Raw genomic sequence first — 24,780 nt, 5'->3', positions numbered from 1 at the left:
CAGGGGTCAGCCGAACGAGACTCGTTCCAGGTAGAAGTCCAGCAGCTTCGCGTCGCCCAGGACCTCTACGCCTTCGGTGGAGTGCCGGCGGTAGAGGACGAGGAGCAGTTCGGTGAGCGGGCCTCGCACTGCGACCGTGCACTTCTCGTGCCCGCGGCGCCAGGTGATGAGGTCGCCAGTGAGGTCGACGACCCACTCTCCATCACCATCGGTGGCGTGGAAGTGCAGCGTCCGGCCGGGGCCGAGCAACTCGCGTACGCCAGGGTTGTATTCGAGCATCACCGGGAGCGCCCCGAGCTCCAGCCACTCGTCGAAGGCGTCCTCGGCCACCTCCGGATCGGCGACGAACTCCGCGCCCAGGGCGAGCGTGGCGTCGGCGCGATGGATGAGGGTCTCGTGGGTGAAGCGACGCGCGTAGAAGGCCGAGCGGGAGTTGGGTACAGGGGTCCAGACGTCCGCGTCCGGCCCGGCGGAACGGAGAGCATCGGCCAGCATGGCCGCGCCTTCGGACAACCAGGGGCCCACGACGTCGGGTTCCTCGTTCGCGTAGGGCGACAGGTCGCGGAAGTGGTCGTCGGGGATGGGCTCCTGTGCTCGGTCTCGTACGATCCTCGCGGCCCAGCGTTGGCCGCCGCCCAGGTGCCGTAGCAGCTGGCCGGTGTTCCAGTCCGGGCAGGAGGGGACGGGCGTCGTCAGGTCCGCTCCGGCGATGGTGGACCGCAGCAGGTCGGTCTGGGCAACGATCTCGTCGCAGCGGCGTTCGTGGCTCAGTGTGGACACCGGGCGAGCCTAGCGGCCGTCTCCGACGGGCATCACGACGATGATCTTGCCTCGGGTGTGCTCGTTCTGGAGGACGTCGTAGGCCTCGGCGCCCTCGCCGAGGGCGAAGACGCGGCCTGCGGTGTCGGGCATGACGCCCTCGGCGGCCTTCTCGGCCAGCGCGTCCAGGTCGCCGGGCCCCGCCCACGCTAGGAGGGTCTCGACGGTGAGGTCGGCGCGGAAGTCCGCGGGGTCGGGTTGGGGGAAGGTGACGTTCAGCAGGATGCCTCGGCGGCGGATCGCGCGTTCGGCGTAGGTGAGGCTGTCGCCCGGCAGTCCCAGGTTGACGACCGCGTCGACGCCGTCGGGGTGGCGTCTCAGCGTCTCGTCGATGGTGTCGACGGCCCAGTAGTCGATGAACTCGCGCGCGCCGAGCCGGCGGACGTATTCCTGGTCCTCCAGGAGCGCGGTCGCGATCACGTGTGCTCCGGCCTCGGCCAGCAGCGGGACGAGCACGCTGCCCACTCCGCCCGCGGCACCGATCACCAGCACCTTTACGGTCTTGCCGCGGTCAGGGGAGTCGGTTCGGCGGGATGTCTCAAGGGCTCGTATGACCGGTAGAGCGGTCAGACCCGCTGTGGGCAAGGCGGCGGCTCGTGCGGCGGGCAAGGCTTCCGGGCGGAACGCAAGGGCTGGGGTGTCGGCTTCGAAGACCGCGTACTCGGCCATCGTGCCGGTGGTGACCGAGGGCGGATCGGAGACCAAGCCTGCAGCGTCGGGAGTCGGCAACGCGTAGCCGAACACCTCGTCGCCCACCGAAAAGCGGTTCACTCCTGGGCCGATCTCACTGACCGTTCCCGCGAAGTCAGAGCCGGGCACATGGGGAAAATGGAGCGGCGTCGGTCCTGCCAGCATCTTCAGGTCCGCCGGGTTGAGGGCCGCGGCGGCGACCCGCACCTGGATCTGCCCCTCGGACGGTTGAGGCACGGGAAGGTCCGCTACTCGCAGGACCTCCGCGCTCCCGTGCTCATCTGCCAGTACGGCCTTCATCGTGGCGCCTCCTCGGTGAGTCCAAACGAGCGGACCAAACGGTCATCTTTGGACGATAGGACGAAGCGCCCGCCTTGCCCGATCTTCGGCGGTAGATCGGCCGGTGGCGGCCGTCAGCACATCGTGAAGGAGACGCCCTCACCGGGTGGCGGGCTCCAGGCGGGGCGTACGGCAGCTGCGGGGAGCGTTGACCGGGTTGCAGCGCGCGACCGTCCGGCCGGGGAGCTGGGCGACGTAGTCGCTGCCGTAGCGGGCGGCGAGGCCGGGGACCGGGAAATCGGTGCTGACGACCTGGGCGCCGCTGGCGAGCGCGGCCTGGAGCCGGGAGGTGTCGCCGCTCCTGGCCTCGTTGAACGGCTCGTCCGCGCGAGTGCGCACGAAGTAGCCGCGCCGCACGAGGTCGCGGATGGCGTCGAGGTTGTCCTCGCCGGTCGGCACGTTGCGTTCGACGAACGCGGCGTCGGGCCGGCCGGGGACCGCGTTGGTGAACAGGACGCGGCCTTCGAGGTTGGGGTGCCCGTTGAGGTACGGCGATTGGATCTCCGTGGCGTTGTTGTCCATGAGGAACATGAACTTGCCGCGCGACTTCTCCAGCGACGGCCAGCCGTACTTCAGCACCGACTCTTCGAGCGTGCGGCCGGGGCGGCGGATGTCGTCGGGCTTGATGATGTTCTTGTCGCCGAGGACGGAACGGATCTCCGCGTCCAGCCTGTCCATCAGGTCGACGTCCCAGCGCGGGCTGCGCGGGCCGCCGAGCTGCTCGTACGCGGGGTCGGTCGACTTCAGCTCCAGCAGCACCGGGATCGGCACGTGCTTCGGGTTGGCGTCCGACCAGGTCTTGGCCTGCCGCAGGCACTTCACCAGCGTCGAGCAGGAGGTGCCGTAGTCGTGGTCGGCCCAGTGCATGACCTTGAAGCCGGGCTTGGCGAGGTCGGCGTCGGGGTTCGGCCCGAGCCCGGCCTCCTTCCGCACGATCGGGTTCCGGTAGAGCCCGCCCTGCGGGTCGGGGAACACGTCCAGCTCGATCGAACGGACGCGCTGCGCCTCGAACTGCACCGGCAGGGAGGCGTGCGAGTACTCCAGGTTCCACCAGTTGCGGTCGCGGGTCGCCTGAACGGCCTTCTCGGCGCTGGTGAGCTCGCGGTGGTAGCTGTTGTGGGTCGCGATCGCCTGGACCTGGTTGAGCCGTACGGCGGGCGAGCCGTGCCCGGTGCTCGCGGGCTGGGTGGCGGCGATGGACGCGAGGCCGCCGAGCAGGGCGACGGCCACGCCGGCCAGGCGGCGTGGATGGCGTAGGACGGGGGAGCTGACCTGCACGGACCCTCCTCGGGGCGATCGGACGTCGATTCGAGGATCGATCGCCTTCATGATCATCCCGTGAACGGGGCTGGAACGTGCCAGGTCACTCCAGGGTCGCCAGGTGCGCGGCGGCCTCGTCCAGCCGGTCCTCGCCGAAGACGCGGATGCCGGCGCGTTCGAGCAGCGCGGTGGTCACGCCGGTGCCGGGGACCGACGTTCCGGAGAACGTGCCGTCGTGGACGCGCAGCCCGCCACAGGACGGGCTGCCCTCCTTGAGGACCGCCATCCGGGCGCCCGCGCGTTCGGCGGCCTCCAGGGCGAGGCGGGCGCCGCGCAGGAACGCCTCGGTGACGTCCACGCCGGTGTTGGTGACGACGCGCGCGGTCCCGTCCAGCACCGCACCGCCGCCGGTTGCTCCGGGGCGGGCGACGATCTCGGCGGGTGGGCGCGGGACCGGGAGGCCGCCGGAGACCTCCGGGCAGAACGAGACCAGCCGGCCCTCCGCGCGCCACCGTTCGAAAAGCGCGTCGCCGAGCCGTTTACCTGCGCCGTTATAGCGGACAGGCCGCCCTAGCAAACAGGCACTGACCAGAATCCGTTCCACGCCCCTAAGGGTATTCGGGATGGATGAGTGATGTGTCTTGCGTCTCAATGGCCACTGGCGAATAGTTGAAAGGATCCTTCGCACAGGACCCCTCGCACAGGGAGCCGGCATGGTCCTGCTCGGCCGTTCACTTCCCGAGGCACCGCCCGCGCCGAAGCGCCCCCGGGGCTCGGTCATTGTCTCCTGGATCACGACCACCGACCACAAGGTGATCGGCTATCTCTACCTGTCGACGTCGTTCGTGTTCTTTCTGCTGGCCGGCCTGATGGCCATGGTCATCCGCGGCGAGCTCGCCCAGCCGGGCCTGCAGCTGGTGAGCAACGAGCAGTTCAACCAGCTGTTCACCATTCACGGCACGGTGATGCTGCTGCTGTTCGCGACGCCGCTGTTCGTCGGGTTCGCGAACGTGATCATGCCGCTGCAGATCGGGTCGCCGGACGTGGCGTTCCCACGGCTCAACATGTTCAGCTACTGGCTGTTCCTGCTGGGCGGGCTGATCGTGTTCGCCTCGTTCATCTCGCCGGGCGGCGCGGCGGCCTTCGGCTGGACCGCGTACTCGCCGCTCACCAGCCAGGTCCGGTCGCCGGGGATCGGCGCCGACATGTGGATCATGGGACTGGCGCTGTCGGGCTTCGGCACGATCCTCGGCGGGGTCAACTTCATCACCACGATCATCGGGATGCGCGCGCCGGGCATGACGATGTTCCGGATGCCCATCTTCACCTGGAACATCTTCCTGACCAGCCTGCTCGTGCTGCTGGCGTTCCCGATTCTGGCGGCGGCGCTGCTGGTGCTGGAGTCGGACCGGCGGTTCGGCTCGCACGTCTTCGACGCGGCGAACGGGGGCGCGCTGACCTGGCAACACCTGTTCTGGTTCTTCGGCCATCCCGAGGTCTACATCATCGCCTTGCCCTTCTTCGGGATCATCACAGAAGTGATCCCTGTCTTCAGCCGCAAGCCGCTGTTCGGCTACTTCGGCATGGTGGGCGCGACGATCCTGATCGCGGGGCTGTCGATGGCGGTGTGGGCGCACCACATGTTCACCACCGGCCGGGTGCTCCTGCCGTTCTTCTCCTTCATGACGTTCCTCATCGCGGTGCCGACAGGGGTGAAGTTCTTCAACTGGGTCGGCACAATGTGGCGAGGGAAACTCAGCTTCGAGACACCGATGCTGTTCGCGGTGGGCTTCCTGGTCACGTTCCTGTTCGGCGGGCTGACCGGCATCATCCTGGCCTCGCCTCCGCTGGACTTCCACCTCCAGGACTCTTACTTCGTGGTGGCGCACTTCCACTACGTCGTCTTCGGAACGGTCGTCTTCGCGATGTTCGCGGGCTTCTATTTCTGGTGGCCCAAGATGACCGGCAAGATGCTGAACGAGACGCTCGGGAAGCTGCACTTCTGGTTCCTGTTCATCGGCTTCCACACCACGTTCTTCGTGCAGCACATCCTCGGCGCCGAGGGCATGCCGCGCCGGTACGCCGACTATCCGAAGGAGTTCGTGACGCTCAACCGGGTGTCCAGCGCCGGGGCGTTCATCCTCGGTGTGTCGACGCTGTTCTTCATCTACAACGTCTACTGGACCGCCCGGCACGCCAAGCGCGTGGAGGTCGATGACCCCTGGGGCTTCGGCAACTCCCTCGAATGGGCGACATCATGCCCGCCGCCGCGCCACAACTTCCATTCCATCCCGCGGATCCGTTCCGAGCGGCCCGCGTTCGACCTGCACTATCCGAAACTGCAGGTCGAGGAGGCCAAGCGCCCCTCGCCGGAGTAGCCACAGCGACGCGAGCCGGGCTGAGCCGGGCTGAGCCGGTCCGGGGCGGTCCGGGGCGTCCAGCGGCGGCCCGGCTGCGGCAACTTGCGCGTGGGTGCCCCCGGGCCGCCGAAATGCTCTGCTTGGGAGGTGTCGGGCGACGGAACTGCGCGTCGTCCACCACGTTCCGTGTTCAAGCAGTGGTTCTCCGGTAACCTTCATCAGTCTTGTGGCCGCCCGATTACAATCGGCTACTGTCATCCACTTCGGGGCACCTTGTCCACGAGGACGGTGATCCTGCATGCTCCCTTCGGTCCGTGCGCTCCGGGCCGGAAGCAACACCCCGATGCCCATCGCAATGCTCGTCGCCACCGCGTTCGTGCTGTCCGCGCTGGTGCTGCTCGACGGGGTGCTCCCACCCGGCCAGACCGTGATGGCCCTGCTGGCCGCGGTGCCGGCGACGGCCATGCTCGATCCCGTACGGCCCTGCCGTGCGCTGGCGGCCGGTTGGCTGACCTCGGCCGTCGCGATCCCGCTGGGCGCGCTGCACTGGTCCGGCCAGCCCGTCGTGGTGGTCACCAGCGCGATCGGCATCGTCTACACCACGATGATGATGTGGCTCGCGTGCCGCCGCCAGCGCGACAGCGACACCGCGCAGGCCGACCTGCGCGCGGTGGCCGGGACGATGCAGCGCGCGTTGCTGCGCCCGGTGCCGCTGGAGCTCGGGCCGGTGTCGGTCCAGGTCCGCTACCTGGCCGCGACCGCGCAGGCCCAGGTCGGCGGCGACCTGTACGACGTGCTCAGCACGCCGTACGGGGTGCGGCTGATCATGGGCGACGCGCGCGGCAAGGGGCTGGTGGCGGTGGAGAAGGCCGCGGACGTGCTCGGGGCGTTCCGCGAACTGGCCCACCACGAGCGGTCCCTGTCCGGGGTGGCGCTGCGGCTGGACGCGTTCCTGGCCGCGCGCGGCGGCGACGAGGACTTCGTGACCGCGCTGCTGGTCGAGATCCCCGCGTCCGGCGGGCGGGCCGAGCTGATCAGCTGCGGTCACCCGCCCGCGCTGCTGCTGGCGGGCGGGTCGGTGTCGTACGTGGAGGCGCTCTGCCCGGCCCCGCCGCTCGGCCTGATGGGGATGGGCGACGGTGGCTGGGCGCCCGTCACCATCACGTTCAGGCCGGGCGAACGGCTGCTGCTCTACACCGACGGGGTGAGCGAGGCGCGCGACGCCGCGGGCCGGTTCTTCCCGCTGACCGAACGGGTGTCCGGCTCGTACGGCCACGACGCCCGTGGCCTGGTGGACGCGCTGGAGACTCAGCTGAAGGCGCACGCGGGCGGCCGTCTCGACGACGACGCGGCGATGCTGCTGCTCGACGCCGGGCCAACCGATCAGCTCGTTCCCAGACAGACCACAGCCGGCGAAAACGCCGATCTTGCTCTCAGCGCCCTCGACAGGCATGCGAAGGGGCGCTGAGAGCAAGATCGGCGGGTTGTTCAGGACTTGCGGAGGCGGCCGACGGCCATGCCCGCGACCTTGACGGCGGCGGCCGGGTTGAGGCGGGCTCCGCGCCAGGCGGCGCGGCCGTGCGCCGGGGCGACGATGAGGGCCTGGTTCTTGGCGACGCCGCGCATGACGTCGCGGGCGAGCTTCTCGGCCGTGTAGAGGCGCGGCGAGGCCTTCTGGATGTCGCCCTTGGCGTCGCCGCTCATCGAGGTCTCCGGCAGGTCCGGGTTGACGTTGGTGAGCAGCGGGGTGTCGACGAAGCTCGGGCAGACCACGCTGACCTTGACGCCGCGGCCCGCGGCCTCGGCGCGCAGGCCGAGTGACAGGCCGACGACGGCGTGCTTGGTCGCGGTGTAGGGGATGCCGAGCGGCATCGGCACCAGGCCCGCGAGGGAGGCGGTGTTGACGATGTGGCCCGCGCCCTGCGCCAGCATGATCGGGTACGCGGCGTGCACGCCGTGCACCACGCCCTTGAGGTTGATGTCGATGGCGCGGTTCCAGTGGTCGAGGGTGAGCTCCTCGGCCGCGCCGCCGATCGAGATGCCGGCGTTGTTGAAGACCAGGTCGAGCGAGCCGTGCTCGGTCTTCACGCCCTGGTAGAGCGCGGCGACCGCGTCGGCGTCGGTGACGTCCAGCTTGGCCGCCGACGCCTTGCCCTCGCCGAGCGAGTTGAGCTTGTCGGCCACCTGCTCGGCGCCCGCGGCGTTGAGGTCGGCGACGATCACCGTGTCGCCGCGCCGTACCAGGGACGTGGCGATGGCCCGGCCGATGCCGGATGCGCCGCCGGTGACGATCGCGATGCTCATTGCGCGCTCTCCGCTCGTTCTGTGGTTCCGCCGAGGGTCCCGGGCCGGGGTCGGGGGGGAGTGACCCCGGCCCGGAGGTCGCGGCGTGCTTAATTAGATCCGATGTTCAATTAGGGTGAAGTCTACTGGCCGGTAGCGGTCACCGCGATGGCAACCGCCCAGGTTGTGGGGCGAATGACAAAGGCGCCCGAACGCTTTGTCAGACCGCCAAGGACTTTTGTCAGGCCCCCACGGATTCGGCGCCGGTCGTGCTGGCGGCCGGCCTGGCCGCCGCGCCCTCGACCTGGAAGTCGGCGGGGGACAGGCGCCGGGTCCGGAGCCAGTAGTTGACGGTCGAGGCGGGCCAGGCGGCCCGGTTCACGCCGTTCTTGTCCAGATACCAGCTGGTGCAGCCGCCGGCCACCCAGACCGCGCCCTCGGACTTGCGCTGCACCCACTCGTTGAACCGGTCCTGGACCGAGGACCGCACCGAGATCCGCCCGGCGCCCGCCGAGTCGACCATCTCCAGGCACTGCAGCACGTACCTGATCTGCGCCTCGATGATGAAGATCATCGAGTTGTGGCCGAGGCCGGAGTTCGGGCCGAGCAGCAGGAACAGGTTCGGGAAGCCGGCCACGCTGACGCCCAGATGCGCCTCGATGCCGTCCCGCCACGCGTCCTGGATCTTCAGCCCGCCGGTGCTCACGATGTGCGCGTGCTCGAACGCGTCGGTCACGTGAAAGCCGGTGCCGAAGATGATCGCGTCGACCTCGTGCTCGCGGCCGTCGCGCGTCACGATCGAGTGCTCGCGGATCTCGGCGATGCCCTCGGTCGTGAGCTCCACGTTCGGCCTGGTGAGCGCCGGGTAGTAGTCGCTGGACACCAGCGTCCGCTTGCAGCCCATCGTGTAGTCGGGGGTGAGCTTGCGGCGCAGTTCGGGGTCGGCGACCTGGCGGCGCAGATGCCACCGGGAGATGTTGCTCGCGGCCTTCAGCAGGCCGGGGTTCTTGAAGCCGAGGACGAAGCTCTCCTGCAGCAGGTAGATCCCGTTGCGGTAGCCGCGCTGCACGCCCGGCACCCGGTTGAACAGCGTCCGCTCGACCCTGGTCACGCGGCGGTCGGGCTTGGGCATGATCCACGGCGGCGTCCGCTGGAACAGCGTCAGCGACCGCACCTTCCTGGCGATCTGCGGAACGAACTGGATCGCCGACGCCCCCGTGCCGATGACCGCGACCCGCTTGCCCGTGAGGTCGTAGGAGTGGTCCCACTCGGCGGAGTGGAAGGTCGTGCCCTCGAACGAGGCCAGGCCGGGCAGGTCGGGGATGTTCGGCTGGTGGAGCGGGCCCATGCCCGCCGCCAGCGCGCGGCCTCGTACGATCTCGCCGGGCTCGGTGCCCGCGCCCGAGACCGCCACCTGCCAGGTGTCGGTCGCGTCGTCGTACTCCGCGCCGGTCACCTCGGCCTCGAACCGGATGTGCTGGGCCAGGTCGTACTTGTCGACGCAGTGCTTGATGTACTCCAGCAGCTCTTCCTGCCGGGGGAACATCCGCGACCAGTCGGCCTTGGGCTCGAACGAGTAGGAGTAGAGCAGCGACATGATGTCGCAGGCGCACCCGGGATAGGTGTTCTCCCGCCAGGTGCCGCCCACCTCGTCGGCCTTCTCCAGGATCACGAAGTCGTGCATCCCGGCCTTCTTCAGCCCGATCGCCATGCCGAGCCCGGAGAACCCGGTCCCGACGATCACGACCTTGTAGGCCTGCCCGGGCCCGGCCGCCGGGGTGACCACAGCGGGAGTGACCGCCGCCATTCTCAGGCGGCCTTCGCGGACTTGGCGTTGCGGGCCGCGCCCTTGACCTGGGGCGTGTCCCAGATGCCGAACGCCTTCCAGACCTGCTTGTTGCGGCGGTTGATCAGGCCGAGCTCGGCCATCAGGTCGCGGATCTTGCCGACGGAGGCGCAGATCTCGGCCTTGGCCTCGGGGTTGTCGCTGTAGGCCTCGCGGACGACGTCCTTCGGGATGTTGAAGTGCCGCACCATCGGTCCGGGTGGGGAGAGCATGATGCGCGCCATCACGCCGAGGATGACCGGGGTGACCGCGCCGAGGATCCGGCGGCGCAGCGGGTTCATGTTCGGCACCCGGTGCTTCAGGTAGTGCCGGGCGAACGAGATGTGCCGGGCCTCCTCCGCGATGTGGATCTTCATGATGGTCTCCTCGAGGGGGTGCTTGATGTGCCCGCCCTTGAGGGACTTGCGCTGCACGTAGTCGATCGGGTCCTCGCCGCCGAGCACGAACACGAAGAACAGCTCGGTGTTGACCAGCGGGATCCACGGCGCCACCTGCGCGACGGCGCTGAGCGCCTTCGGCATGCCCTTGATCGGCATCTTGGTGCGGTTGACGAACTCCTGGAACATCATCCCGTGGTGACATTCCTCGGTCGTCTCGTGGTAGACGTACCGGAACTCCGGCCGGCCGTTCGGCAGCCGGTAGGCGTAGTTCAGCAGGCCGCGCTTCAGCAGGTTCTCGAACTGCAGCCCGATCTTCATCGCGGTGGCCACCCGCCACAGCCCGATCTGCGCCTGGATCTCCGGCGGCTGCGACTGGTACCAGGCGGTCTCGCCGAGCCGGTCGAACGGCGGCAGGATCCAGCGCGGGTCGTTCTTGTCGACCTGGAGCTCGGGGTCGTCCCAGGGGATGTCGGCGTAGGCCTCCCAGTGCTTGTCCACCGAGGCCTTGTTCAGGCGGTCGATGACGCCCAGGTAGGACTTCTTGTCCTTGACCTGCTCGCGCACTTCCTCGGCGAGTTCGGTGGGGGCTTTCGTCATTCGGGGGCTCCCTAGGGTGGTGCGGGCGGCTTTGAGGCTCAGCCGGAGATGTCTGTGTCGGGATCGGTGTCAGCGTCGGGAGTGGGCGGCGGGGTGAACACGGCCTCCGGAGCCGGAGGCGGCCCGGGGTCGGGGATGATCAGCCGTGCGACGCTCTTGACCTGCGTCAGCACGGCCTCCTGGTGGCCCTCGGCGTCGTCGTCGAGCGCGTTCTGCAGCGACAGCCCGACGAACATCGCGAACACGCCGCGCAGCATCGTCGGGACGAAGCCGTCGGGCAGGTCGGGCTTGGGGAACAGGCGCTCGAACGTCTCGAGGATGACCTGCAGGATCCGCTCGTTCAGGTTGCTGCAGATGGGCTTCAGCTCGTCGTCGGTGCGCGCCGCGACGGCCAGCTCCATCAGGGCGCGGGCCGGGCTGCCGCGGAAGACCTCCCAGAGCAGGTCCAGCGCGCCCTCGACGTTGCGCCGCTCGGGCGGCAGCACGGCGAACGCGCTCTCGTAAGCCAGCCGCTGGCGCTCCAGCAGGTGCTCCAGCGCGGCGGCGACCAGGATCATCTTGGTCGGGTAGTGGTGCTGCTGCGCGCCGCGCGAGACCCCGGCCCGGCGCGCCACCTCGGTCGTGGACGTACCGGACCAGCCGAGCTCGACCAGGCACTGCATGGTGGCGTCCAGCAGCCTCTGCTGGGTCTGCGACCGCCGCTCCTCCTGGGTGCGGCGGCGGCTCCCGGAGCTGCCGTGCCTGCGCGAATGCCGTCGGCGACTACTTACTGACACGCCTACGACGGTACGAGCGCACTAACAAGCAAGCAAGCCTGCTTGTATGTTGTCCGCATCACAATTGGACATCCGGTCTGATTCGTCGGTACGGCGTGGGGCGTACCGATCCGGGCGCGGGATGCTCCGCAGGGCGCAGGCCCGATACCTCCGCTGGCCCGACGACGCCCCCGGTGCCGCGGGCAGAGCATCCCGGCATGGGAAACGGAGCAGAGGCACGAAGGTCCATCGCCGAGGAGACCGGAGCGGTCGAGCACGAGCCGGCCGGACACAGGCAGGCGGCGGGCGGACACGGGACGGTCGAAGGCGGGCAGGCGGCGGGCGGGGCCCGCACGGCGGGCGGGGCTCGCACGGTCGGGCTGAGGAAGGTGTACGGGGCCGGCGACACGGCGGTGCGGGCGCTCGACGACGTGAGCGTCGAGCTGCCGGGCGGCCGGTTCACCGCGATCATGGGGCCGTCGGGCGCCGGGAAGTCGACGCTGATGCACTGCGTCGCCGGGCTGGACACCGCGACGTCCGGCCGGGTGTACGTGGGCGACCAGGAGCTCGGCGCGCTGTCGGACCGGCGGCTCACCCGGCTGCGCCGCGAGCGGATCGGGTTCGTGTTCCAGGCGTTCAACCTGATCCCGACGCTGACCGCGCGCGAGAACATCACGCTGCCGCTGACGCTGGCCGGGACCAGGCCGGACGAGGACTGGCTGGCGACGGTGGTGGCGACGCTCGGCATGGGCGAGCGCCTCGGGCACCGGCCCGCCGAGCTGTCGGGCGGGCAGCAGCAGCGGGTCGCGCTGGCCCGCGCGCTGGTCACCCGGCCGCAGATCATCTTCGCCGACGAGCCGACCGGCAACCTCGACTCCCGTACCGGCGCCGAGGTGCTGACGCTGCTGCGGAACGCGGTGGACGGGCTGGGCCAGACCGTCGCCATGGTCACCCACGACCCGGTCGCGGCCGCGCACGCCGACGCCGTGGTCTTCCTGGCCGACGGCCGGGTCGTCGACGTCATGTCCGGGCCCACGCCCGGCCGCGTCCTGGACCGGATGGGAGAGCTGTCATGATCGGGCTCGCGGCCAAGGAGCTGTGGGGGCACCGGCGGCGGCTCGCCGGGTCGCTGATCGCGGTGTTCCTCGGCGTCGCCTTCCTCGCCGGAACGCTGGTGCTGGGCGACACCATGTCCAAGGGCATCGACCGCTATTTCGCCAACGCCTACGCGGACACCGACGTGAGCGTCCGGAACGCGACGCAGGTGACGAACTCGCCCGGCCAGCTGCGCGGCCAGATCGACGGTTCGGTGCTGGACACGGTCGCCGGGGTGCCGGGTGTGGCCCACGCCGAGCCGGTCATCCAGGGCTCGGGGCAGTTGCTGGGCAAGGACGGCAAGAACCTGGCCGCGCGGGGCCCGCGCGTCGCGGGCAACTGGATCACCGACCCCAAGCTGAACGCCTATCACCTGGTGAACGGCCGGGCGCCGAGCGCGCCCGACGAGATCGTGATCACCGAGCTGGCGGCCGAGCAGGGCAAGCTGCGGGTCGGTGACCGTACGTCGGTCCTCACGCCGCAGCGGGTGCCGGTGACGGTCGTCGGGATCAGCAGGTTCGGGGACGAGGACGCCTTCGGCGAGACCACGTTCACCGCGTTCTCGGCCGACGGCGCGCGGCGGCACGTCGCGCAGGGCAGCGGCCGGATCACCGGGGTCGCCGTCCGCGCCGACGGCGGCGTCTCGCAGGAGGCGCTCGCGGCCCGGGTCCGCGGCGTGCTGCCCGCCGGGACCGAGGCGATCACCGGCGCGAAGCTGACCAAGGAGGGCGTGGACCAGGTCTCCGACGGGTTCCTGCGCGCGTTCCGCATCGGCCTCGCGGCGTTCGGGGTGGTGGCGCTGCTGGTGGCGGCGTTCAGCATCCACAACACGTTCGCGATCACGCTGGCGCAGCGCACCCGCGAGTCGGCGCTGCTGCGCGCGCTCGGCGCCTCGCGCGGGCAGCTCGGCGCGCTGGCCGTGGGGGAGGCGGTGGTCGTCGGGGTGATCGCGACGCTGGCCGGGCTGGCGGGCGGTCTCGGCATGGCCGCGCTGCTGAAGCTGGTGTTCGCCGGCTTCGGGATGGGCCTGGACGAGCAGGGTCTGGTGTTCACCGCGACGCCCGTGCTGATCGCGCTGCCGACCGGCCTGCTGGTCACGCTGCTGGCGACACTCTCCCCGGCCGTACGGGCCTCCCGGGTCGCCCCGCTGGCAGCGCTGCGCGAGGTGGCCGCCGAACGGCAGGGGCCGTCGGAGTCGCGGATCATCATCGGCGCCGTGCTGGCCGCGGTGTCGGTCGGCGGCGTCGTCTGGGGCGCCCTCACCGGATCGATGCAGATCACCGGCGCGGGCGCGCTGATGACGCTGGCCGTCATGATCGTGCTCGGCCCGATCGCGGCCCGTCCCGCCGCGGCGATCGCTGGCGCGCCGGCCGCGCGGCTGCGCGGGGTGGCGGGCGCGCTCGCCCGCGACAACGCCGCCCGCAGCCCGCGCCGCACCGCCGGGGCCGCCGCCGCGCTCATGATCGGGGTCGGCGTCGTCACGCTGATGACGGTCTTCGCCGGGTCGCTGAAGGCCTCGGTGGAGGACGGCGTCGCCGGGTCGTTCCACGGGTCGCTGGTCGTCAACGGGGGCACCAACGACTCCGGCGGGTTCAGCCCGGCGGTCGCCGACCAGGTCGCGCGGCTGCCGCAGGTGGCGGCGGCCGCCGGGCTCGGACGCGGCGACGCCAAGGTCGGCGAGGACAAGGTCACCGTACGGATCGCCGACCCGGCACGGCTGGGCCAGGTGCTGGCGCTGGACGTGAGGTCGGGCAGCCTGGCGGGTGTCGGCGGCGGCGCGGGCGGCGGCGCGGGTCTGGCCGTGTCGAAGAAGGTCGCCGACGACAACCACTGGCGGGTCGGTACGGCCGTGCCGGTCACGTTCGCCGACGGCACGCGGCAGCCGTTCACCATCGGCGCGATCTACAGGAAGGGCGATGTCGCCGGGGACTACGTCCTGCCCCGTACGGCATGGGCGGAACACACCAAGCAGCCGCTCGACCTGGCCGTGTTCGCCGACCTGAAGCCGGGCGCCTCTGCGGCGGACGCGCGGCGGGCTACGGAGGCGATCGTCAAGCCGTACGGCGCGCCCGACGTGCAGGACCGGGACGGCTACGTGGCCGCCCAGACCGAGCAGATGAGCGCCTTCCTCGGCATCGTCTACGCGATGCTCGCGCTGGCGATCATCATCGCGCTGCTGGGCATCGCCAACACCCTGTCGCTGTCGGTCCACGAGCGGACGCGGGAGCTCGGGCTGCTGCGGGCCGTCGGGGCGACCCGGTCCCAGGTCCGTTCGATGGTCCGCTGGGAGTCGGTGATCGTCGCGGTCTTCGGCACCGCGGGCGGGCTCGGGCTCGGGCTGTTCCTCGGCTGGGCGCTCACCCGGGCGCTCGGCAACCCGTTCGCCGCGCCGGTCGTGCCGATGACGGTGGTCGCGCTGGTCGGCGCCGTGGCCGGGGTGCTGGCGGCGATCCGCCCGGCCCGCCGCGCCGCCCGGCTGGCCGCGCTCACCGCCATCGCCACCCCCTGAGAACGATCAAGGCGCCCCGCAAGGGCGATCAAGGAGTCTCGATTAATGTGTCTCCATGCAGGTCACCCAGTCGCAGAAGCTCACCAACGTCTGTTACGACATCCGCGGCCCGGTGCTCAAGCGGGCCAAGCAGCTGGAGGCCGAGGGGCAGCGCATCCTCAAGCTGCACATCGGCAACCCGGCCCCGTTCGGCTTCGAGGCGCCGCCCGAGCTCGTGCAGGACATGATCCGCAACCTGCCCGAGGCGCACGGCTACAGCGACTCCAAGGGCATCCTGCCCGCCCGTCGCGCCGTGGTGCAGCGCTACACCGAGCAGGGCTTCGCGGGCCTGGACGTGGAGGACGTCTACCTGGGCAACGGCGTCTCCGAGCTGATCGTGATGACGCTCCAGGCGCTGCTGAACGACGGCGACGAGGTCCTCATCCCGGCGCCCGACTACCCGCTCTGGACGGCCGCGACCTGCCTGGGCGGCGGCACCCCCGTGCACTACCTGTGCGACGAGGCGCAGGACTGGGCGCCCGGCCTCGGCGACATGGAAGCCAAGATCACCGACCGCACCCGGGCGATCGTGATCATCAACCCCAACAACCCGACCGGCGCGGTCTACCCCCAGGCCGTCCTGGAACAGATCATCGAGCTGGCCCGCCGCCGCAACCTGATCATCTTCGCCGACGAGATCTACGACCGGATCCTGTACGACGGCGCGGAGCACCACTCGATCGCCGCGCTGGCGCCCGACCTGCTCTGCCTCACGTTCGGCGGCCTGTCCAAGAACTACCGCGTCGCGGGCTTCCGCTCGGGCTGGATGGTCCTGTCGGGGCCCAAGCAGCACGCCGAGTCCTACATCGAGGGCCTGGACATCCTGGCCAACATGCGGCTGTGCCCGAACGTCCCGGGCCAGCACGCCATCCAGGCCGCGCTCGGCGGCCACCAGTCCATCGACGACCTCGTGCTGCCGACCGGGCGCCTGGGCGAGCAGCGCGACCGCGCCTGGAAACTGCTGAACGACATCCCAGGCGTCTCCTGCGTCAAGCCGCAGGGCGCGCTCTACGTCTTCCCGCGCCTGGACCCCGAGGTCTACCCGATCGAGGACGACATGCGCTTCGCCCTCGACCTGCTGGAGCAGCAGAAGCTCCTCGTCGTCCAGGGAACCGGGTTCAACTGGCCCGCCACCGACCACTTCCGGGTCGTGACGCTCCAGTACGCCGACGACCTGGAAGAGGCCATCGCCCGGATGGCCGACTTCCTGGAGACGCGCCGCCGCTGACTCCTCGCGATCGCTAGCGGATGGTGCCGGCGCCGGGGATCAGGGGCAGGTCGAGCGGGGTGACCCAGCCGGGCGGCAGCGCGTTGACGGCCGGGACGGCGTTCAGCGCGCGCAGCCCGGTCGCCAGGCATCCGGCCGTCGAGGCGTCGCGCCCCGAGCCGTCGGTGAAGCGGAACGCGGTCTCCTGGGTGATCGAGGGCGACCCCTCGATCTCGACCCGGTAGACGTCGTCCTGCGTGCCGCGCGGCCAGCCGGGGGCGGCGTCGGGGCCGAGCCGGTTGACGTGTTCGAGCTGGATGCGGGTCTCGCCGCGGTAGACGCCGTTGATCGTGAAGTGGATGGCGGCGACCCGGCCGGGCTCGATGACGCCCTTGGCGGTGGTGATCGGCTTGTCGGTGGTCCACTTGTCCCAGGTGGTGGTGATCTCGTCGAGCTCGATGCCGACCGCGTGCGCGATCATCGGCACGGTCGCGCCCCAGGACATCACCAGGATGTCGGGGTGCTGCAGGAGCGGGGTGAACTCGGGCGGCTCGCCGATGCCCATCTCGTTCTCGTAGTCGCCCTCGTAGTTGACGTAGTCGAGGATCTCCAGGGCCCGTACCGACCGGACCTCGCCGCACAGGCCCATCAGCGTCATCGGGAACAGGTCGTTGGCGAACCCCGGGTCGATGCCGGTGGTGAAGCAGGAGGCGCCGCCGGCCGCGCACGCCTCGGTGATCGGGTCGACCCAGGCGGGCGGGTTCAGCGTCATCGACGGCCAGACCCACGGGGTCATCGCGGTCGAGCAGACGTCGATCCCGGCGCGCAGGAACGCCCCGATCACGCGGATGTTGTCGTCGGCGTACGCGGCGGTCGGGCCGTAGTGCACCAGGGCGTCGGGCCGCAGGGCGACGAGGGCGTCGACGTCGCTCGTCGCGGCGACCCCGATCGGGCCGATGCCGCTGATCTCGCCCGCGTCCTTGCCCTCCTTGGCCGGATCGTTCACCCCGACGCCGACGAGCTCGAAGCCGGGATGCCGGACGATCTCGGGGATCACCAGCTTGCCGACGAAGCCCGTTCCCCAGATGACCACACGCTTGCGCCGCGGCGACTCCGGACCGGCCATCAGCTCATCATCTCCCCGGAGTTGACCAGCAGGTGCTGGCCGGTGACCGCCTTGGCGTGGTCGGAGGCGAAGAACATGGCGACGTCGGCGACCTCGCCGTCCTCGGTCATCCGGCGCAGCGGGAAGTCCGCCACGATCTCCTGCAGCGCCTCGTCCTTGGTGATGCTCTTCTGCTGCGACTGGATGTCGACGTAGAGCTGGACGGGCGGACCCCACATCCACGACGGGACGACCATGTTGCAGCGGATGTCGTATTCCCCCAGCTCGTCGGCCAGGTAGTACATGGTCGACAGCAGCGCGCCCTTGGACGCGGCGTACCCGGCCTGCGGCAGCTGCGGCTTGAACATCGACTGCGAGCCGATGAGGACGATCGAGCCACCCTTGGCCTTCATCGCCTCGGCGACCGGCCTGATGAGGGTCAGCGCGCCGATCACGTTGGTCTCGTAGGCGGTGCGCCAGTCCTTGAACTGCGAGTCCCACAGGCCGCCGAACGCCATCTCGAACGCGGCGACCTGGATCAGCGCGTCCACCGACCCGAACTTCTCGGTGGCCAGCTCTACCACCGCGGCGCAGGCGGCCTCGTCGGTGATGTCGGCGGCCTGCGCGGCCAGCCGTTCCCCGCTCGGATCCAGCTCGGCGGCGACCGCGTCGAGCGTCGCCTGCGTCCGCGCCGCCATGATCACGTTCGCGCCCTCGCGCAGCGCCGCCGCGACGCACTCGCGGCCGAGCCCGCCGCCGACCCCGGTCACGATGACGGTCTTTCCCTGAAGCATGCGCGCGCTCCTGACCGAGAATTCGAGAAGTGGAACGCGAGACTAGAACGAGAGTCTCATCCGCGCAAGAGCTCGGCGGAACGGCCGATCCTGGCGTACACCCCGGGCATGTCCAGCTGCCCGAGCATCCGTGCCCGCAGCGCCTCCGACAGCACCGCGCCCATCAGCCAGCAGACGTCGTCGCGCTCGTCCGCCGGAAGGTCGGCGAGCGCCGTCGCGAACGCGCGGTTCTGCGCGCGTACGAACGCCTGGTAGATCTCCGCCGCGCGCTCGTCCCGGCTGCTCTCGAGGTGGGTCAGGACCGTGTAGACGCGCGGCTCGCCCTCGAACGCCCGGGCCGCGCGGCGGTAGACGGCGGTCACCCGTTCGGCCGTGCTCGCCCCGGCGGGATAGGCGAGACGATCCTCGAAGCCCGACGCCCACCGCGTCAGCGCGCACGCGAACAGGTGATCCTTGGAGGCGAAGTAGCGGTAGAGCGTGGCGAGCGCGACGCCCGCCCGTTCCGCGACGTCCCTGACCTGGATCCGGTCGTAGTCCACCGCGGCCATCAGCCGGATCGCCGCGTCCACGATCCGGTCGCGCCGCTCCTGCTGCCGCCCCGGCAGCGAGTCACCCCCGGGAACGCGCCGCACCACCCTGGGCGGCTCGGGCGTCGGCGTCGTGGGCGTCGTGGGCGTCGTACGGAAGGTGTCGGCGGTGACCTGGCCGGCCAGGCCCGCGGCACTGCTCACGGCATTGAAGACGGCGGCGGCGCCCCGGACCGAGAGCCGGCCGCCCCTGCTGTTGAGGAAGAGTGCGGCGTCGGTGTTCGGCCAGGTCTCGCGTTCCTTGAGCCATGCGCGCAGCGGCTCGGCCAGGCCTCCATGGGCGGCGAGGGTCTCCGCGTCCGCGTGGTCGAGCGCGACGATCTCACCGATGCGCAGCCCCGCGTGGAGCGGGACCAGCGTCAGCAGCCGATCGCGCGCCGACGGCCATGCGTCGACCGCCTCCAGCCACACGGCCCGGACGTCGTCGCCGAGCCGCGGCCTCGGCTCGGTCTTCGGAACGCCGGTCCGGTCGATCGCGGCCCTGCCCAGGCCCATGTGGATGTGGAAGTGGTCCAGCGCGGCGAGGGCGTTGTCGCTGTAGCGCACCGATCGGTGGGGGAGCAGATGATCGCGATAGGCGCGCACGGCCTGGTCGCGGGCGGCGGGGTCGCTGAGCGGATCCGGACCGAAGTCCTGGGCCTGGTCGAGCCAGGCCAGGTACATCCGGACGCGGGAGATGTAGGTGCGCCGGGTGTCGGCGGCCAGGGACGCCTCGTTCAGCGTGCGGGCGTAGTCGTCGAGGAGATCCGAGTGGGCGGCGGACAGCGGCGTGGGCTTCGCACCGCGATTCTCGGAAGTCATTCTCGGATACTACGGCACTCGGGTGATCAGGCGTCCTCACAGCTGAGGCGGCTCGGGAGCGTGCCCGCCAGCAGGTAGGTGTCCACGGCCTTGCCGACGCAGGGCCCGCGCCCGTAGACGCCGTGGCCCACGCCGTCGTTGGTGACCAGCACCGACCTGTTCCGCAGGCGGCCGATGACGTCGTGCGCCCACTCGATCGGGGTGGCGTTGTCGCCGGTGTTGTTGAGCAGCAGCATCGGGGCCGCGCCCTTGGCGGTGATGGGCGCGGTGCTCTTGGTGGGCGGCGCGGTCCAGCTCGTGCAGGGGGTCGCCGCGTACACGCCGCCGAAGAACGGGGCGACCTTGGCGACCTTGGCCGCGTAGGCGTCGTCGGCCGTACTGGTACGGACCGCGGCGGGCGTGCCGAGGCAGTTGATCGCGATGTTGGCAGGCTGCATCGGGTCGTAGTGGCCGCTCCGGCTGCGCCCGTTGTAGCCGTCGGCGATGATGCGGAAGCCCCGGCCGTCACCGTGCAGCGCGTACTTGAAGGTGAGTCGCAGGTCGCGCCAGGCGGCCTTGGTGTAGGTGGCCGCCAGCATCGCGGTCTGGGCGTCGGTCTGCGTGGCCGGACGGCCCGCGGTGGTGCGCATCGGCTTCTTGTCGAGCTGCTTGAGCAGGGCGGCGACCTTCTTGGCCGCACCGGTCTTGCTGCGGCCGAGCGGGCAGTCGGACCGCTTGACGCAGTCGGCGAGGAACGCGTCGAACGTGCGCTGGACGGCGGCCGCCTGGGTGGTGTCGTTGCCGTCGTTGACCGCGCTGGCGTCCACCACCGAGTCCAGTACGAGGCGGCCGGTGGTGGCCGGGTACTCGGCGGCGTACACCTGGCCGAGCTCAGTGCCGTACGAGACACCGAGGTAGTTCAGCTTCTTGTCGCCGAGGACGGCGCGCGCGATGTCCATGTCGCGGGCGGCGTTGTCCGAGCCGATGTACGGCAGGATCTTGCCGGACCGGCGCTGGCAGGCCTGCGCGAAGCGCCTGTTGGCGGCGCGGAGGGCGGCCTTCTCCCGGGCGTTGTCGGGGGTGAAGTCGATCGCGTAGTAGCGGTCGAGCTCCTTGTCGGTCAGGCACTTCACCGGGGAGCTCTGGCCGACGCCGCGCGGGTCGATGCCGATCACGTCGTAGCGGGCGCGGACCTTGGCGTCGATCGACTTCTTGGCGCCGTAGGCGTAGTCCAGGCCCGAGCCGCCGGGGCCGCCCGGGTTGGTGATCAGGGACCCGATCCGGTGCTCGCGGTCGGTGGCGCGGAGCCGGTTGACGGCCAGCTTGAGGGTCGGTCCGGACGGCCGGGTGTAGTCCAGCGGCACCTTGATCGTCGTGCACTGGAAGCCGGGGTGGCCCGAGCAGCCGCGCCACCTGAGGTGCCGGCCGTGGAAGCGCTGGGTGATCGCCGCCGCGTCGATCGACGGCGCTCCGGGGCGGGCACCGCCGTTCGAGTCGCGGTTGGTCACGGTGGGTGATCCGGTGACGGTGACGCAGCCGGTGAGCATCGCCAGGGCGGCGAGGCTCGCGGCGAGGCTGAGGCCCAGGCCGAGGGGGGAACGGCGGCCCACGACACCTCCATGAGCACGAAAGTGGACAAATCGCCCACGATGCTACGTGCGGTGACCGACCGCTCGGTACGTACCGCTCAGGGCCAGGCCAGCCCCGGGTCAGGCCAGGTCAGGAGGCATCGAGGCGGCGTAGGGCGCCTCGGACGATCTCCGGGTCGGTGGTGGCCCAGAAAGGCGGCAGCGAGGCCTTGAGGAACCCGCCGTAGCGGGCGGTGGCCAGGCGCGGGTCGAGGATCGCGACCACGCCCCGGTCGTCCATCGAACGCAGCAGACGGCCCGCGCCCTGGGCGAGCAGGAGAGCGGCGTGCGTGGCGGCCACGGCCATGAAGCCGTTGCCGCCGCGGGCGGCGACCGCGCGCTGGCGGGCCGAGGAGACCGGGTCGTCGGGCCGGGGGAACGGGATCCGGTCCATGATCACCAGCTGGAGGGACTTGCCGGGCACGTCCACGCCCTGCCAGAGGGACAGGGTGCCGAACAGGCAGGTCCGTTCGTCCTCGGAGAACTGCTTCACCAGCTGGGACGTGGAGTCCTCGCCCTGGCACAGCAGCGGGTGGGAGAGGTGGTCCTTCAGCTCGTCGGCGGCCTGACGCGCGGCCCGCATCGAGGAGAACAGGCCGAGCGTCCGGCCGCCCGCCGCCTCGATCAGCTCGGTGATCTCGGTCAGGTAGGCGTCGGCGAGCCCGTCGCGGCCCGGCTGGGGGAGATGGCGGGCGACGTAGAGGATCCCGGCCTTGGGATGGTCGAACGGCGACCCGGCGTCCAGGCCCGACCAGCGGATCTCCTCGTCCTTCTTCTTGTCCTCGGGCGCCTCGTCGTCGGCGGTCTTGGCCAGGCCCTCGGCGGCCGTACGCGCCTCCGGGACGGCCGGGGCCTCCAGCGGCGGCAGGCCCCACTGGCGGGCCAGCGGCTCGAACGACCCGCCCAGCGTGAGCGTGGCCGAGGTCAGGATCGCGGTCCGCTTCTCGAACAGGGTCGTGCGGAGCAGGCCGCCGACCCCGATCGGCGCGACGTGCAGTGTCGGCGGGCGCTTGGGGCGGCCGTCCTGGACGAACGGCTTCTCCAGCCACACGACGTCGAAGCGCGAGGCGATCTCGGGCCGGAACGCCTCGATCAGCCGTACGGCGGTGTCGTGCAGGTCGTCGAGCGCGGAGCGGGCGGCCTTGCGCGCGGCGGCGTCGCCCGGGTCGTTCTCCTTCTTCTCCGGGCCGAGTGAACTGAGGCAGGCGTGCGCGGAGTCCCGTACGACCGCGAGGCTGTTGCCGAGCGCGGGGGCCAGGACGTCCATGCGGCCCGCGGGCATCTCCTCGAGGAGGAGACCGAGATCCTCGGCGGACGCCTTGAGGCGGTCGGCGGTGCCCTGGTCGATGAGGCGGCCGCAGCGGCGCGCGGCGGTCTCGACGGCGGCGGCGCTCACGTCGCCGGTCGCGACCGAGGTGACCCGGTCGACCAGCTCGTGCGCCTCGTCCACGATCACCAGGTCGTGCTCGGGAAGGACCTGGAACTCTTCCAGCGCGTCGATGGCCAGCAGGGCGTGGTTGGTGACGACGATGTGCGCCTCGCCCGCCTCGGCGCGGGCCAGCTCGGCGAAGCACTCGGTGCCCTGCGGGCAGCGCGTCGCGCCCAGGCACTCCTTGGCGGTGACCGCGACCTGCCGCCAGGCCTGCTCGCTGACGCCCGGCACCAGCTCGTCCCGGTCGCCGGTGGTGGTCTCGTCGGCCCAGTCGTTCAGCCGCTTGACCTGGCGGCCGAGCTGCGAGAGCTGCTGCGGGTCGAACAGCGACTCCGAGCCGTCCTCGGGGTCGTCGGGCGCGCCGGTCTGGATCCGGTTGAGGCACAGGTAGTTGCGGCGGCCCTTGAGGATCGCGAACTTCAGCTCGGTGCCGAGCAGCGGCCCGAGCGCCTCGGCCAGGCGCGGCAGGTCGCGGTCGACCAGCTGGCGCTGGAGCGCGATCGTCGCCGTGGAGACCACGACCGTGGTGCGTGCGGCGACCGCGTGCCGGATCGCGGGAACGAGGTAGGCCAGCGACTTTCCGGTGCCGGTGCCGGCCTGCGCGGCCAGGTGCTCCTTGGCGGCGATCGAACGTTCGACGGCCTGCGCCATCTCGACCTGTCCCGGGCGCTCCGCCCCTCCGATCGCTTCGACGGCGGCGGCCAGCAGGGTCGCCATGTCCGGAATCTGGGTGTCGCTGTGGGACAGCAGGTCTGGGGCGGGCACGTCGCCCAACGCTACCGTTCGCGCGGCCCCTTCGCGTCCCGGTGCGGCGCACGCCCGTGAGAAGGATCACGCGTCGCCGGTGGTCACAGCGCCCCGGGTTACCCCGAATAATGCAAGCAAACACTTACAGGCGCGGGCCGCTTGCGGTCATGTAAGGGGAAGTCTCCATGTCCGACTCGGCTTTGTCGACCCGTTCGCGGGTCCTCTTCGCCACCCTCGGAGCAGCCGTGATGGCAGGCGGCGCGGCGACCGTACTGGTCGCCTCCTCCGATTCTCACAGTGGTTCGACGTATTACACGGCTGGTTTCGGTCGTGCCGGTCAGGGGCTTGATGCTAGGTCCGATATCAAGGTCCGGGGCGTCACGGTCGGCAGCGTCGACTCGGTGAAGCTGCGTCCCGACGGGCGGGTGAACGTGCGGCTGAGGCTCGACAAGGGCGTGCGCGTCCCGGTCTCGGCGGCGGCGCGGGTCGACCCGGTGTCGATGTTCGGCCCGAAGGAGATCGAGCTCGACGTTGGCCCGGACGGGAACGGTCCATACCTTCCGGACGGCGGGACCATCGCCAAGACCACCGACCCTTCCGACCCCTCGGAGACGGCGCGGCCCGCGTACGAGCTCAGCAAGGCGCTCAACCCGCAGGACGTCGTCACGCTGGTGCACACGTTCTCGCAGGGCCTGTCGGGCCAGGGGCCGACGCTGCGGCGCACGCTCGACAACTCCGCGAACCTGGTCGACCGCACGTACGCCGACCGGCAGATCCTCCAGCAGATGATCGGCGACGTGTCGGGCCTGGGCGGCACCCTGGGCGGGCGCGGCGACGCCATCGTCGGCGCCAGCCGCGACGCGGGCACGGTCGCCCCGATCCTCACCGGGCAACCGGACAAGATCAGCCGCCTGCTGGACCAGGCCGGGCAGCTGTCCACCACCGTCGGCGACGGGCTGAACGACCACGGCGGCAACGCCGGGAGCCTGATCGACGACGCCGGCAAGGTCGCCCACGTGACGGCCGGGCAGAACCAGCAGGTCGGAACGCTGATCGACAGCCTGAACCGGTTCTTCGGCGGCCTCGGCGCCGCGATGAACGCGCCGGGCCCGAACGGCTACCACCCCGCCACCCTGGTCGGCCGCGAACGCCTGGACATCTGCCAGATCTTCGTCGACCTCTGCCCGCCCTCCGCCACCACCCCCTAGCCGCGGAAACACGCCGATCTTGCTCTCAGCGCCCTTATTCGCCCCTGGAAAGGGCGCTGAGAGCAAGATCGGCGTGTTTACTGCGTTCTGCTGTTCAGGGCCTGCTTGTAGAGGCGGCCGGCGCGGTAGCTGGAGCGGACCAGGGGCCCGGACATGACGCCGGCGAAGCCGATCTGTTCGGCTTCGGCGGAGAGTTCGACGAACTCTTCGGGCTTGACCCAGCGTTCCACGGGGTGGTGGCGGGGGGTGGGCCGCAGGTATTGGGTGATGGTGATGAGTTCGCAACCCGCCTCGTGCAGGTCACGCAGGGCTTGGGAGAT

At 70.7% G+C, this 24,780-nt stretch carries 19 protein-coding genes and 1 pseudogene; 6 read left to right on the top strand and 14 right to left on the bottom strand.

Annotated features, from left to right (window positions below; translation table 11 throughout):
- Positions 1 to 6: 6 nt before the first annotated feature.
- From J4573_RS52880 to J4573_RS52865, 4 genes are all read right to left on the bottom strand, one after another.
- Positions 7 to 780: a maleylpyruvate isomerase family mycothiol-dependent enzyme gene (locus tag J4573_RS52880; protein ID WP_208264093.1), complete on the bottom strand. Its 774-nt coding sequence runs from the start codon at positions 778 to 780 to the stop codon at positions 7 to 9.
- A gap of 9 nt (positions 781 to 789) precedes the next feature.
- Positions 790 to 1,809 (bottom strand): NADP-dependent oxidoreductase, encoded by a 1,020-nt coding sequence (locus J4573_RS52875; RefSeq protein ID WP_208264092.1) that lies wholly within the window; start codon positions 1,807 to 1,809, stop codon positions 790 to 792.
- 138 nt (positions 1,810 to 1,947) lie between these two features.
- The gene (locus tag J4573_RS52870; protein WP_307797565.1) at positions 1,948 to 3,126 is read right to left on the bottom strand and encodes a phosphatidylinositol-specific phospholipase C1-like protein; all 1,179 of its coding nucleotides are present in this window, start codon (positions 3,124 to 3,126) and stop codon (positions 1,948 to 1,950) included.
- Positions 3,127 to 3,211: 85 nt separating this feature from the next.
- Positions 3,212 to 3,712 (bottom strand): 2-thiouracil desulfurase family protein, encoded by a 501-nt coding sequence (locus J4573_RS52865; RefSeq protein WP_208264090.1) that lies wholly within the window; start codon positions 3,710 to 3,712, stop codon positions 3,212 to 3,214.
- A 109-nt stretch (positions 3,713 to 3,821) separates the two neighbouring features.
- On the opposite strand from J4573_RS52865, the gene ctaD reads away from it, so the two are divergent.
- Complete coding sequence (gene ctaD, locus J4573_RS52860) at positions 3,822 to 5,486, top strand: aa3-type cytochrome oxidase subunit I (RefSeq protein ID WP_208264089.1); 1,665 nt, start codon at positions 3,822 to 3,824, stop codon at positions 5,484 to 5,486.
- A gap of 325 nt (positions 5,487 to 5,811) precedes the next feature.
- Positions 5,812 to 6,936, top strand: coding sequence for a PP2C family protein-serine/threonine phosphatase (locus tag J4573_RS52855; protein ID WP_208264088.1), 1,125 nt, complete (start codon positions 5,812 to 5,814; stop codon positions 6,934 to 6,936).
- 20 nt (positions 6,937 to 6,956) lie between these two features.
- Here J4573_RS52855 and J4573_RS52850 read toward each other — a convergent pair whose 3' ends face one another.
- The 4 genes from J4573_RS52850 to J4573_RS52835 all read right to left on the bottom strand — a co-directional run bounded on the left by J4573_RS52850 (position 6,957) and on the right by J4573_RS52835 (position 11,350).
- The gene (locus J4573_RS52850) at positions 6,957 to 7,772 is read right to left on the bottom strand and encodes an SDR family NAD(P)-dependent oxidoreductase (RefSeq protein WP_208264087.1); all 816 of its coding nucleotides are present in this window, start codon (positions 7,770 to 7,772) and stop codon (positions 6,957 to 6,959) included.
- 220 nt (positions 7,773 to 7,992) lie between these two features.
- Entirely contained in the window at positions 7,993 to 9,558 is a 1,566-nt protein-coding gene (locus J4573_RS52845; protein WP_208264086.1) for a flavin-containing monooxygenase, read from the bottom strand.
- Positions 9,559 to 9,560: 2 nt separating this feature from the next.
- Positions 9,561 to 10,574: an AurF N-oxygenase family protein gene (locus tag J4573_RS52840; RefSeq protein ID WP_208264085.1), complete on the bottom strand. Its 1,014-nt coding sequence runs from the start codon at positions 10,572 to 10,574 to the stop codon at positions 9,561 to 9,563.
- A gap of 38 nt (positions 10,575 to 10,612) precedes the next feature.
- Positions 10,613 to 11,350 carry a TetR/AcrR family transcriptional regulator gene (locus tag J4573_RS52835; protein WP_307797564.1) on the bottom strand — a complete coding sequence of 246 codons (738 nt, stop codon included), beginning with the start codon at positions 11,348 to 11,350 and terminating at the stop codon, positions 10,613 to 10,615.
- Positions 11,351 to 11,547: 197 nt separating this feature from the next.
- Here J4573_RS52835 and J4573_RS52830 point away from each other — a divergent pair, with 197 nt between their 5' ends.
- The 3 genes from J4573_RS52830 to J4573_RS52820 are packed head-to-tail and all read left to right on the top strand — an operon-like array spanning position 11,548 to position 16,200.
- A complete protein-coding gene (locus tag J4573_RS52830) occupies positions 11,548 to 12,405 on the top strand; it encodes an ABC transporter ATP-binding protein (RefSeq protein WP_208264084.1) in 858 nt (285 codons plus the stop codon).
- Complete coding sequence (locus J4573_RS52825; RefSeq protein ID WP_208264083.1) at positions 12,402 to 14,933, top strand: ABC transporter permease; 2,532 nt, start codon at positions 12,402 to 12,404, stop codon at positions 14,931 to 14,933. Before J4573_RS52830 ends, J4573_RS52825 begins: the two co-directional genes overlap by 4 nt.
- A gap of 55 nt (positions 14,934 to 14,988) precedes the next feature.
- Complete coding sequence (locus tag J4573_RS52820; RefSeq protein WP_208264082.1) at positions 14,989 to 16,200, top strand: pyridoxal phosphate-dependent aminotransferase; 1,212 nt, start codon at positions 14,989 to 14,991, stop codon at positions 16,198 to 16,200.
- A gap of 13 nt (positions 16,201 to 16,213) precedes the next feature.
- Here the strand turns inward: J4573_RS52820 and J4573_RS52815 are convergent, their stop codons facing one another.
- The 5 genes from J4573_RS52815 to J4573_RS52795 form a co-directional block, all read right to left on the bottom strand.
- Positions 16,214 to 17,305: an NAD(P)H-dependent amine dehydrogenase family protein gene (locus J4573_RS52815; RefSeq protein WP_208264081.1), complete on the bottom strand. Its 1,092-nt coding sequence runs from the start codon at positions 17,303 to 17,305 to the stop codon at positions 16,214 to 16,216.
- Positions 17,305 to 18,078, bottom strand: coding sequence for an SDR family oxidoreductase (locus tag J4573_RS52810; RefSeq protein ID WP_208264080.1), 774 nt, complete (start codon positions 18,076 to 18,078; stop codon positions 17,305 to 17,307). The genes J4573_RS52815 and J4573_RS52810 overlap by 1 nt, the downstream gene beginning before the upstream one ends.
- A 56-nt stretch (positions 18,079 to 18,134) precedes the next feature.
- Positions 18,135 to 19,466: a TetR family transcriptional regulator gene (locus tag J4573_RS52805; RefSeq protein WP_208264079.1), complete on the bottom strand. Its 1,332-nt coding sequence runs from the start codon at positions 19,464 to 19,466 to the stop codon at positions 18,135 to 18,137.
- A gap of 26 nt (positions 19,467 to 19,492) precedes the next feature.
- Positions 19,493 to 21,055: an alpha/beta hydrolase gene (locus J4573_RS52800; RefSeq protein ID WP_208264078.1), complete on the bottom strand. Its 1,563-nt coding sequence runs from the start codon at positions 21,053 to 21,055 to the stop codon at positions 19,493 to 19,495.
- A gap of 109 nt (positions 21,056 to 21,164) precedes the next feature.
- A complete protein-coding gene (locus tag J4573_RS52795) occupies positions 21,165 to 23,222 on the bottom strand; it encodes an ATP-dependent DNA helicase (RefSeq protein WP_208264094.1) in 2,058 nt (685 codons plus the stop codon).
- A 215-nt stretch (positions 23,223 to 23,437) separates the two neighbouring features.
- On the opposite strand from J4573_RS52795, the gene J4573_RS52790 reads away from it, so the two are divergent.
- On the top strand, positions 23,438 to 24,460 hold the full coding sequence (locus tag J4573_RS52790; protein WP_208264077.1) for an MlaD family protein: 1,023 nt from the start codon (positions 23,438 to 23,440) through the stop codon (positions 24,458 to 24,460).
- A gap of 77 nt (positions 24,461 to 24,537) precedes the next feature.
- Here J4573_RS52790 and J4573_RS52785 read toward each other — a convergent pair.
- Positions 24,538 to 24,780 (bottom strand): annotated as a pseudogene (locus J4573_RS52785) (lipoyl synthase); the annotation flags it as partial.

This window comes from Actinomadura barringtoniae (assembly GCF_017573505.1).
GTDB lineage: Bacteria > Actinomycetota > Actinomycetes > Streptosporangiales > Streptosporangiaceae > Spirillospora > Spirillospora barringtoniae.
The sequence above is the reverse complement of the archived record's forward strand: the minus strand, read 5'-3'. Positions and strand labels throughout refer to the sequence as shown.

Coding starts and splice junctions, on each gene's coding strand:
- J4573_RS52875 (WP_208264092.1), bottom strand. CDS start 1,809: ATGAAGGCCGTACTGGCAGATGAGCACGGGAGCGCGGAGGTCCTGCGA.
- ctaD (WP_208264089.1), top strand. CDS start 3,822: ATGGTCCTGCTCGGCCGTTCACTTCCCGAGGCACCGCCCGCGCCGAAG.
- J4573_RS52855 (WP_208264088.1), top strand. CDS start 5,812: ATGCCCATCGCAATGCTCGTCGCCACCGCGTTCGTGCTGTCCGCGCTG.
- J4573_RS52850 (WP_208264087.1), bottom strand. CDS start 7,772: ATGAGCATCGCGATCGTCACCGGCGGCGCATCCGGCATCGGCCGGGCC.
- J4573_RS52845 (WP_208264086.1), bottom strand. CDS start 9,558: ATGGCGGCGGTCACTCCCGCTGTGGTCACCCCGGCGGCCGGGCCCGGG.
- J4573_RS52840 (WP_208264085.1), bottom strand. CDS start 10,574: ATGACGAAAGCCCCCACCGAACTCGCCGAGGAAGTGCGCGAGCAGGTC.
- J4573_RS52830 (WP_208264084.1), top strand. CDS start 11,548: ATGGGAAACGGAGCAGAGGCACGAAGGTCCATCGCCGAGGAGACCGGA.
- J4573_RS52825 (WP_208264083.1), top strand. CDS start 12,402: ATGATCGGGCTCGCGGCCAAGGAGCTGTGGGGGCACCGGCGGCGGCTC.
- J4573_RS52820 (WP_208264082.1), top strand. CDS start 14,989: ATGCAGGTCACCCAGTCGCAGAAGCTCACCAACGTCTGTTACGACATC.
- J4573_RS52815 (WP_208264081.1), bottom strand. CDS start 17,305: ATGGCCGGTCCGGAGTCGCCGCGGCGCAAGCGTGTGGTCATCTGGGGA.
- J4573_RS52810 (WP_208264080.1), bottom strand. CDS start 18,078: ATGCTTCAGGGAAAGACCGTCATCGTGACCGGGGTCGGCGGCGGGCTC.
- J4573_RS52805 (WP_208264079.1), bottom strand. CDS start 19,466: ATGACTTCCGAGAATCGCGGTGCGAAGCCCACGCCGCTGTCCGCCGCC.
- J4573_RS52795 (WP_208264094.1), bottom strand. CDS start 23,222: ATGGCGACCCTGCTGGCCGCCGCCGTCGAAGCGATCGGAGGGGCGGAG.
- J4573_RS52790 (WP_208264077.1), top strand. CDS start 23,438: ATGTCCGACTCGGCTTTGTCGACCCGTTCGCGGGTCCTCTTCGCCACC.